At 68.4% G+C, this 8,683-nt stretch carries 9 protein-coding genes and 1 pseudogene; 8 read left to right on the top strand and 2 right to left on the bottom strand.

Going from position 1 to position 8,683, the window contains the following annotated elements; all coding sequences use genetic code 11:
• Window positions 1-219: group II intron maturase-specific domain-containing protein (locus tag ACH4U7_RS52895; protein WP_398534897.1), on the top strand; the 219-nt coding region annotated here is incomplete at its 5' end.
• 262 nt (window positions 220-481) lie between these two features.
• Here ACH4U7_RS52895 and ACH4U7_RS52890 read toward each other — a convergent pair.
• Entirely contained in the window at window positions 482-1,753 is a 1,272-nt protein-coding gene (locus ACH4U7_RS52890) for an RICIN domain-containing protein (RefSeq protein ID WP_398534896.1), read from the bottom strand.
• A gap of 372 nt (window positions 1,754-2,125) precedes the next feature.
• Here ACH4U7_RS52890 and ACH4U7_RS52885 point away from each other — a divergent pair, with 372 nt between their 5' ends.
• The 3 genes from ACH4U7_RS52885 to ACH4U7_RS52875 all read left to right on the top strand — a co-directional run bounded on the left by ACH4U7_RS52885 (window position 2,126) and on the right by ACH4U7_RS52875 (window position 4,049).
• Entirely contained in the window at window positions 2,126-2,467 is a 342-nt protein-coding gene (locus ACH4U7_RS52885) for a hypothetical protein (protein ID WP_398534895.1), read from the top strand.
• A 386-nt stretch (window positions 2,468-2,853) separates the two neighbouring features.
• Window positions 2,854-3,645 (top strand): IS5 family transposase, encoded by a 792-nt coding sequence (locus ACH4U7_RS52880; protein ID WP_398534894.1) that lies wholly within the window; start codon window positions 2,854-2,856, stop codon window positions 3,643-3,645.
• 59 nt (window positions 3,646-3,704) lie between these two features.
• The gene (locus ACH4U7_RS52875) at window positions 3,705-4,049 is read left to right on the top strand and encodes a hypothetical protein (protein WP_358644967.1); all 345 of its coding nucleotides are present in this window, start codon (window positions 3,705-3,707) and stop codon (window positions 4,047-4,049) included.
• Window positions 4,050-4,059: 10 nt separating this feature from the next.
• Here ACH4U7_RS52875 and ACH4U7_RS52870 read toward each other — a convergent pair.
• Window positions 4,060-4,605 (bottom strand): annotated as a pseudogene (locus ACH4U7_RS52870) (hypothetical protein).
• A gap of 246 nt (window positions 4,606-4,851) precedes the next feature.
• Between ACH4U7_RS52870 and ACH4U7_RS52865 the strand changes: the two are divergent.
• The 4 genes from ACH4U7_RS52865 to ACH4U7_RS52850 are packed head-to-tail and all read left to right on the top strand — an operon-like array spanning window position 4,852 to window position 8,388.
• Window positions 4,852-5,928, top strand: coding sequence for a tyrosine-type recombinase/integrase (locus tag ACH4U7_RS52865; protein WP_398534893.1), 1,077 nt, complete (start codon window positions 4,852-4,854; stop codon window positions 5,926-5,928).
• Window positions 5,925-6,248 carry a helix-turn-helix domain-containing protein gene (locus ACH4U7_RS52860; RefSeq protein WP_398534892.1) on the top strand — a complete coding sequence of 108 codons (324 nt, stop codon included), beginning with the start codon at window positions 5,925-5,927 and terminating at the stop codon, window positions 6,246-6,248. The genes ACH4U7_RS52865 and ACH4U7_RS52860 overlap by 4 nt, the downstream gene beginning before the upstream one ends.
• Before the next feature lie 5 nt (window positions 6,249-6,253).
• Entirely contained in the window at window positions 6,254-7,549 is a 1,296-nt protein-coding gene (locus ACH4U7_RS52855) for a hypothetical protein (RefSeq protein ID WP_398534891.1), read from the top strand.
• Window positions 7,550-7,560: 11 nt separating this feature from the next.
• Complete coding sequence (locus ACH4U7_RS52850; RefSeq protein WP_398534890.1) at window positions 7,561-8,388, top strand: class I SAM-dependent methyltransferase; 828 nt, start codon at window positions 7,561-7,563, stop codon at window positions 8,386-8,388.
• Window positions 8,389-8,683: the final 295 nt, after the last annotated feature.

Genomic DNA, 8,683 nt, shown 5'->3' with positions numbered 1-8,683 from the left:
CGGGGCTGGGCAGCGTACTTCCGCAACGGAAACTCCGGGCGGAGATTCAACGCGGTCGACGGCTACGTCCACGAACGACTGGCCATCTTCGCCAGCCGGAAACACCGACTCCGAGGCCGGAACTGGACCACCCGATTCACCTACGGATGGATCACCCGGCTCGGGGTCTACCGCCTCACCGGAAACGTGCACAGGGCGACGGCGCATGCCAGTCGGTGAACGATGTCGGAAAGCCGTGTGCGGGAGAACCGCACGCACGGTTTGAAACGGCGGGGGCTGGAAACGGAGCGGAAGCCACCGCGCCAGTCCCCGACCCTACTCAGGGTGCCCGCGACATCATCGACGGCATCCCGCCCTGACCCTCCCCGGCACACCACGGCGCCCCCGCCCTCATCAGGGCAAGGGCGCCGCCCATGCGTACGCGCACGGTTCAGGCGTCCACGACGCCGTCAGGCTTCGGCCACTCCGGGATCATCCGGGATCAGGGGTTGGCCTGCCGGACCCACTTCTGGCTGTTGCCGCCGTTGCAGGTCTGCTGGACGAGCAGGCTGCCGCTGCCGGTCGCGACATCGATGCACAGGCCCGAGTCCGCGGCGCGAAGGGTGCCGTCGGGGTAGAGCCGCCACTGCTGGTTGGTGTTATGGGAGCCGCATCCCCAGACGGTCACCTTGCCGCCCGGAGTGCTCTCGCCGTTGTTGTCCAGGCACACGGCGTAGCCGAGGGGGTCCGTCGCTCCCAAGCGCAGGAAGCCCTGGATCACGCCCTGGGGGCTGAGGGGGGTGGTGGGCACCGGGGAGGTGGACACGCTCGGGGAATTGGGCAGGAACGTCCAGATCTGCTTTCCGGTGCCGTCACAGGCCACGATGTTCGTCTGCGCGCCCCAGGGCTCCTGGCTGGGGGAGTTCAGGCAGAGACCGGAGGCCGAGCCCTTGATGGGGCTGGTACTGGTGAAGCCGCGCACGACGTGCTGGCCCGACCCCGAGGGCGTGCTGGCGAAATTGGACTGCCCCGCGCAGCTGCCGTACTCGTAGACGTTGTTGACCACGCCGGACAGACCGCCCGCGTCCGTGCTGCTGGGGCCGCCGAAGTAGGCGTCGGACACCGTGTTCTGAGCACAGGTGCCGGCGGCGTTGTAGTAGACGTACTCGACGAACCCGTTGCCCGAGGAGGTGAGCAGACCGCTCGGCACCGTCCAGCTGCCAATGTGGGCCACGAGCTGCTGGGGGTTGGCGGAGTCGTACACGTCGCCGGTCCAGGTGTTGGTGGTGGACGTGCTCGCGGTCCGCTTCACCGTGAGGTTGTAGGTGTGGCCGTATACGGCGTTGAAGAGGACGGAGCACGACTGGCCGGCGTCGCCGTCGGCGCCCGGTCGGCAGTTGGGGTCGTTGCTGGAGGTGTCTCCGGGGGTGCCGGCGCCGCCGGAGGCGAACACCGAGAAGATGGCACGGAACTGCTGGGTGTTGCCGCTGGTCGGCTGGGGCTGCAGGCCCGTATAACCGATCCGGCCGTTGGCGACGCCGAACTGCTGGGCGTAGTAGAGGCCGGTCTGCTCGCTCGCAGGGTTGATCGCCATCGGGAAGGTGATGTTGGTCAGATGCCCTGAGGGAGCGTTCGGGACCGACCAGCCGAGGGATACGTTGCCGCCGAGGCCGAAGTCGACAGCCGACGCCGGCGCCGGCGTCGGGGCGAGCAGCAAGAGCGCCGCGGCCGGCGCTGCGGCGCCGCAGCGCCGCAGTCTCGAGGGGAGGGACATGCGAGTTCCTTCCTGCCGCCCGTGCGCGAGAGGCCATCAGCGGCGCATGACTGGAGGTGCTGGTGCGAACTGGCGGGAGAAGCGCTTCGAGCGGAGCGATGACGCGAGCCGGAGCTTCCAAGGCCCGTACACACGTCCTACCACGATGCGATGCACACAGCATCCACACAATCACCGCCAGTGAGGAACCTTTTCTTCAAATCAGCCACCTCCCATCCGTGAAATGACGGAAATCCCCACTATGACCGTCATCAAGGAGAGAGGTGTGATAAGGCGGGCAACCGCGACACTCGTACGGCCTGACGGCCTGACACCGCAGGGGGCGACCCCGCTCTCCCGAAGCTACGGCGCAGTGACTAGTAGCTCTGGTCGGTGTACGAGGCCGCGACGGCCGAGTCGGACAGCGGCCGGCCGCTGTGGCGGGTCCAGGGAACCAGCGAGGCCCACCGCGACCTGGACGACGCGATCCGTTCCCTGCGGCGCCCATCGTCGTGGACCCGCGAGCGCGAGCAGGTCGCCGCCTGGGCCCGCCGCCTCCTCGCCGACGAGACGCTGCTGGCCATCGACGTGGAGACCACCGGGCTGGAGAACGCGTACGCTACAGGGCCGCCTCGCCCTGCCCCTCGGGATTCACGCAGGAAAGAACCAGTGCGTGTTCCACCGTTGGAGTCCCCGCCGCTGACCGCACCACCGAACTGTGCGGCCTCCGGTTAGGGGCGTTGGACCCAACACCGCCAATACCGCCAGCGCTGCGGAGACGATCCACGCGGACTAGGGTGAGCAATAGTCCCCGGGTTCCGTGTTCGTCCGCAGTTCCCTGGCACGACTGAGTGGCTGTTGTCGTTCCGATCTTGAGCGGTGTTGGTCGAACGGGGGTCTCGTTCGGATGATCGCGGCGGGTGCCGGGTATGGAGAACAGGGCCTCTTGGTAGCTCGGTGGGTGTCTACGCCAACAAGCTTTCCAGGAGGCCCTGTTGTCGCATTTGTACGCCCTCGCGCCGACGGGGTCCAGTCCGGTCGCCCCGTCGTGTGACTGTCTCGCGCACCGGTTCGGGAACGCTGCGGACAACGAGACGCGCGAGCGGCGCTATCCCACCGACATGACGGACGCGGAGTGGGCCGTGGTCCGTCCGCTGCTGCCGGTGCCGGGCTGGCTTCAGGGACGTGGCGGACAGCCGGAAGCGTACTGCCACCGGGCGATGCTGGACGCGGTGCGCTACCTGGTCGACAACGGAACCAAGTGGCGGGCCGTCCCTGCGGACTTCCCGCCGTGGGACCGGGTCTACGCCTTCTTCCGCCGCTGGCGCGACCACGGCTTGGCCACCGAGTTCCACGACCGGCTACGAGGGAAGGTCCGCCAGCAGGCAGGCCGGGACCTGGAGCCGAGCGCAGGCGTGATCGACTCCCAGTCGGTCAAAGCGGACGCCGTCGTCGGCGCGGACAGCCGCGGCTTCGACGGCGGAAAGCTGATCAACGGACGCAAGCGCCACGCCGTCGTCGACACCCTCGGTCTGCTGCTCGCGGTGCAGGTCACCGCTGCGGACACCGGCGACCGCGCGGCCGCGCAGACCCTGCTCGCCCGGGTCGTGGACGCGCACCACCGGCTGGAGCTGGTCTGGGCCGACGGCGGCTACACCGGCAGCCTCATCGAGTACTGCCTCACCGCTCTCACCCTGGTCATCGCGGTCGTCAAACGCAGCGACGACATGCGTGGCTTCGTGGTCCTGCCCAAGCGATGGATCGTCGAGCGGTTCTTCGCCCACCTGATGCGCACCCGCCGACTGGTGCGCGACTTCGAGCGCCGCACCAGCAGTGCCGAGGCGATGATCTACTGGTCGATGACCCTGCTCATGACCCGCCGCCTTGCCCGGCCACGCCCCTCGCAAGGGTGAACCGGTCCGGTGCTGGGGCTTCCGGCCCAAGCCAGGTTGGCACCTGAGATCATTCGCACATGAGCTACGACCTGGCCGTGTGGGATGGAGAGCGGCCGCGCGGCGACGAAGCCGGCGCTGTCTTTGACGAACTTTACGAGCGCTACCTCGATTCGGAAGACGTGATCGCCGAGCTGTCGCCGCGCATCGAGGCCTATGTCGAGGCACTCGTCGAGCGGTATCCAGACGACGTCGCTGGCAGCCCCTGGGCGTCACCGCCCGTCATTGGCGAGGCCTCGGGCCCGATCGTCTATCTGCTCATGTCCTACAGCAGGGCGGAGGAAGTCTCCGAGTATGCGGCTGCCCTGGCACGCGAGCACGGGCTCATATGCTTCGACCCCCAGGGAGAAACCCTGCGGGTCTGACGGTCGCCGTTCACAATCCGGCGCCCTCTCCGGCCACGCCCTCCGAGAGCGTGAACCGACCCGGCACCGGCTCGACCAGCCACCCCCGGGCCACCATCCGCTTCGCCTTCGACCGCAACGCCTCCACCTTCGCCGGCACCACCTCCAGGCCGAAGCAGACGGCCATCTCCTAGCAGGAAAACGGACCTCGACCAAGTCGGTCCCGGTCGGCAAGGACCCGCAGGATGCGCTGGTAGTCCACCGACAGCGCCGACGGGGCCAGCCCCGCACGCCACATCGGCACCACCGACTTCGACTTCGCCGACTCCGAAGCTCCAGCGGGCACTGGCTGTTCACCGCCATCCGGCAGGTCCACAGAGACATCAGGACCGGCGACGTCACCATCGCCTGGGGCCAGTACCTCGCCGACACGCGAGCAAGCAATGACCCACTCGTTCCAATCCCGCTCGGCCACGGCCAGCTCCGCCTGGATCCGATCGGCCTCCTCCCGCAGTTCATCCACACGACGGCGAGCGGCGCACTCGCGCTGTTCCAGCAGCCCCACGACCGACGGCATCTCCGACCTCCACCGGAGCGACAACACGACAGGTCACCACTGCCACGGAACCGTCGCCCCTATACCTGACCAGCGGAAATGCAGTCCTCAAGCCCGGAAAGACAACAGCTTCTTAGAGTGCCTGGACCTGGGCCTGTTACCTCGTCCGGGTGACTGCCGGCCGTTCTGCCCCAACCTCATCCGTAGTGCGCAACTCTCATCCCTGTCGGGATTCCTTCAGTCTGGGTGAAGTCGTGGAGGCGTGGGTTGGCTCTGGCCGTAGTGCGCGATCTGCGTGAGTACCGGGCGCCGGTGAGCGAGGAGGAGCTCGCCGAGTTCGAGACCGACGTGCTGGCGGGGTTCGTACTCGCGCGGGCCTCGGCCGGTCTGGTCGACAGCACGATCCGCAACGACACCAACCATCTGGAGCTGATCCGGGACTGGTTCGGCCGTCCGCTGTGGGAGATGGAGCCGGCCGGCGCCGACGTCTATTTCGGCAAGGTGCTGCGCGGCGCCAAACCGTCGACCCGGACCGGCCGGGCGAGTGCGCTGGCGGTGTTCTTCCAATTCCTTGAGCTGCGGCACAAGGTCGAGTTGCACAACCTCACCGGCCGTGTGGTCGAGTGCCCGCTGGACGAGATGAACCGGCCGCGGGCCTCGTTGGAACCGCAGCTGCGGATCCCGCCCAGCGAAGCAGAGATCGAGGAGCTGTTCGCGGGGCGGCGCGAGGAGCTGGTGACCTGCCGCAAGTTCGGCCCGGCCGCCCGCAATTACGCGGTGGCCCGGCTGGCGGCGGACGTGGGGCTGCGGATCAACGAGGCACGGATGCTCGACCTGGACGACGTCCGGTGGGAGCTGGGCCGCTTCGGCAAGCTCAACATCCGGCACGGCAAGGGCTCCCGCAGACGCGGGCCGAAGCCACGGCTGGTGCCGCTGATCAACGGCGCCGACCGCAACCTGCGGTGGTTCATCGAGGACGTGTGGGGCCACTTCGACGCCGACCACACCCGGCCGGGCGCCCCACTGTTCCCCTCCGAGCGCAAGAACCAGGACGGCTCGTGCTCGCGGGCGACCGCCGACGTCTTCCGCCGGTCGCTGGCCGACGCCGCCGCCCAGCACCTGCCCACCTGGGCCGGGAAGCTCACCCCGCACGTGCTGCGGCACTTCTGCGCCTCCCAGCTCTATCTCGCCGGCATGACCTTGTTCGCGATCCAGGAGCTCCTCGGACATACCTGGACCGGTACCACGGCCCGGTATATCCACGTCCACGGCACCCATGTCGAAGACGCCTGGGTCGCCGGACAGCAGCGCGCCACCGACCGATGGAAAGGACTGGCCCAGTGAAGTGGAACCTTCGCCTGGCGGCCGCCAACCGCGGCATCTGGAAGGCCAGCGAACTCCAGCGGATGCTCGCCGAACGCGGCGTGGTGATCAGCGCGGGGAAGATGTCGGGCCTGTGGTCCGGTCAGCCGAACACCGTCAAACTCGACGAGCTGGACGTCATCTGCGCGGTGCTCGCCTGCGGCGTCGACGAACTGCTGCTGCCCGAGCCGGCGCGAGTGCCGGAACCGACACCAGCAACTGACTCACAGGCCACTGCGGTGGGCCAGCCACGCGCCGTCGCCCCGCGTCCTCGCACCGGCCAGTCCCTGCCGCCACGATGACCTGCGTGCACTGCGGCAAGCCGCTGCCCGAAGAATCGCGGCGGGACCGGGCGTACTGCGACAACAAGTGCCGGGGCCTGGGCTCCTACTACCGGCGCAAGGCGGGTGTCCCACCCCCACCACACTGGCAGCACCCCGCCCTCACCTCGGACAACCCAGTGCTGCGGTCGGCCGCAGCACATGCCAAGCAGCTCAGCGAGGCCAACGGATGGTCGCCGTCACTCGTGCGGTGCGCGATGGACGGCCTGACCGCGGTGCTGGCCGACCGCCCGCCCGGCAAGCCCGTGAAACTCACCGAAGTCCGTGCGCGAATACCGCGACACGCTTCCAGCCTTCGGGTCGCCGAGGTCCTCACCGACCTGGAGCTGTTGGAAAACGACAGCGTATTGGCGGTCCGCACCTGGATCGAGAACCGCACCGCCGAGCTGCCCGCCGGGTTCGCCAGCGACGTCCGCGCCTGGCTGCTGGTCCTGCTCGACGGCGACAGCCGTGCCAAGCCCCGGTCCCACGCTTGCGTCTACGTCTACTTCGGCGGCGTCCACCCCCTGCTGGAGAACTGGGCGACGACCCGTGGACACCTGCGCGAGATCACCGTCACCGACGTCACGGCCGCGCTGTCACCCCTGCGCGGATGGCAGCGGCGCAACGCCATCGCCGCACTGCGCTCACTGTTCCGCTTCGCCAAGAAGCGCGGCCTGATCTTCGCCAACCCCACCACTCGCCTCAGGATGGAAGACATCCCACGCAGCCTGCTGCCGATGACCGACGCCGAAGTGCTCGCCGTCCAACGGATCGCCGTCACCCCGGCGCAACGGCTGATCGTCGCCCTGGCCGCCGTCCACGCCGCCCGCGCCACCGCCATCCGCCGCCTCACACTGGACGACCTCGACCTGCCCAACCGTAGGATCACCATCGCCGGACACGGCCAACGGCTCGGCGAACTGCCCCACCAGACCCTGCTGGCCTGGCTCGACCAGTGCCGGGCCACCTGGCCGAAGACCCCCAACCGGCACGTCCTGATCAACGCGAAGACCGCCCTGGGAACCAGGCCCGTCAGCCCCGAATACCTCAAGCGGCACCTACTGCACCAGGGCGTCTACCTCGAACGCATCCGCGGCGACCGGGTCCTGCACGAAGCACTGACCGCCGGCGCCGACCCGCTGCACCTCGCCCTGGTCTTCAACCTGTCCCACACCACCGCGAGCAGCTACGCGGCCATCGCCCAGAACCTGCTCGACGACACGGCTGCTGTCGAGGAGCTGCCGTTAAACCAGTGGCGTCCCCGCCGACGAACCTCATAGCTTGTGCACTCGTGACTGACGCTCCGACGATGCGCCCGAATCCACACGACCTCGGTCGGGTGTTCAACGAGGTGCCGGAGCTCTACGACCGGGTCCGGCCGGGATACCCCGACGAGCTGTTCGCAGACCTTGTCGCCGTCACCGGCACGGACGACAGGTCGTCGGTGCTGGAGGTGGGCTGCGGAACCGGTCAGGCGACGCGCTCGCTGGCAGCACTCGGATGCTCAGTGACCGCCATCGAGCCGGGCGCAGACATGGCCGCACTCGCTCGCCAACGGATCGCCTCCTTCCGCAACGTCGAAGTCGAGACGTCGACGTTCGAGGAGTGGGACGACCGTGGCCGACGCTTCGATGCTCTCGTGGCCGCGCAGTCGTGGCACTGGGTCGACCCGTCGATCGGCTGGCAGCGGGCGCACGACGTGCTCCATCCCGGAGGCTGGATGGCGCTGCTCGGCCACGTCGTTGTCCGCCGGCCGGGAGAGCCGGAGGTGTACGCCGAGACCGCCGATCTCCTCGAGCAGTTCTGCCCCGGGAACCCCGACTGGGGTCATCCTCCCCTGGAGGACGACGTGCGCACCACCGACGAGGGCTGGGGCCTGGTCGAAGACCCCGGAGGACTGTTCGGCCCAACGATCGTGCGCTGGTATCCGACCGTTCAGTGGTTCAACGGGGACGGCTTTGCCGATCACCTTCGCTCGTTGTCGCTGTACCGGAGGCTCGACCGCGACGTCCGAGAGCCCCTGCTCGACGCCGTAGCCGAGCGCATCCGCACGCGGATGGGCGATCGAGCATCACGCCGTTACCTGAGCGTCCTCCGTGTCGGACAGCGCGCCGAGTGAGCCCAGTGGTGAAGGACCTGCCGATTCAGCGGCAACGGACCCGCCGCACTTTCACGCCTGCCTGCCGGAAACGCCGTGGGTTCCCAGTGAAAGCACTTCAGTCACGCTGAACCCACGGCCGACGTGCCGGTAAGAACGCTGTCACCAGCCGCAAACGAGGGGTGTCACGTCCGGCGATGTGCGGGGCGACCGCGTCGACGTGAGGTTCCCCCGCTGTGCGGGTGTGGCTGATTAGCTGGTCAGGGCGGGTTGACGTGGTTTCAGGTTCACTGGTTCGGCCGCTGCCTGGTCGGCG

Origin of the sequence: Streptomyces sp. NPDC020845 (assembly GCF_044334165.1) — a bacterium.
Classification (GTDB): Bacteria; Actinomycetota; Actinomycetes; order Streptomycetales; family Streptomycetaceae; genus Streptomyces.
Note: the sequence above shows the minus strand (reverse complement) of the source record. Positions and strands in the feature narration are given on the sequence as shown.

What these genes read in the sequence shown, in the direction of transcription:
- ACH4U7_RS52890 (WP_398534896.1), bottom strand. Translation starts at nt 1,753, where the DNA reads ATGTCCCTCCCCTCGAGACTGCGGCGCTGCGGCGCCGCAGCGCCGGCC.
- ACH4U7_RS52880 (WP_398534894.1), top strand. Translation starts at nt 2,854, where the DNA reads ATGACGGACGCGGAGTGGGCCGTGGTCCGTCCGCTGCTGCCGGTGCCG.
- ACH4U7_RS52875 (WP_358644967.1), top strand. Translation starts at nt 3,705, where the DNA reads ATGAGCTACGACCTGGCCGTGTGGGATGGAGAGCGGCCGCGCGGCGAC.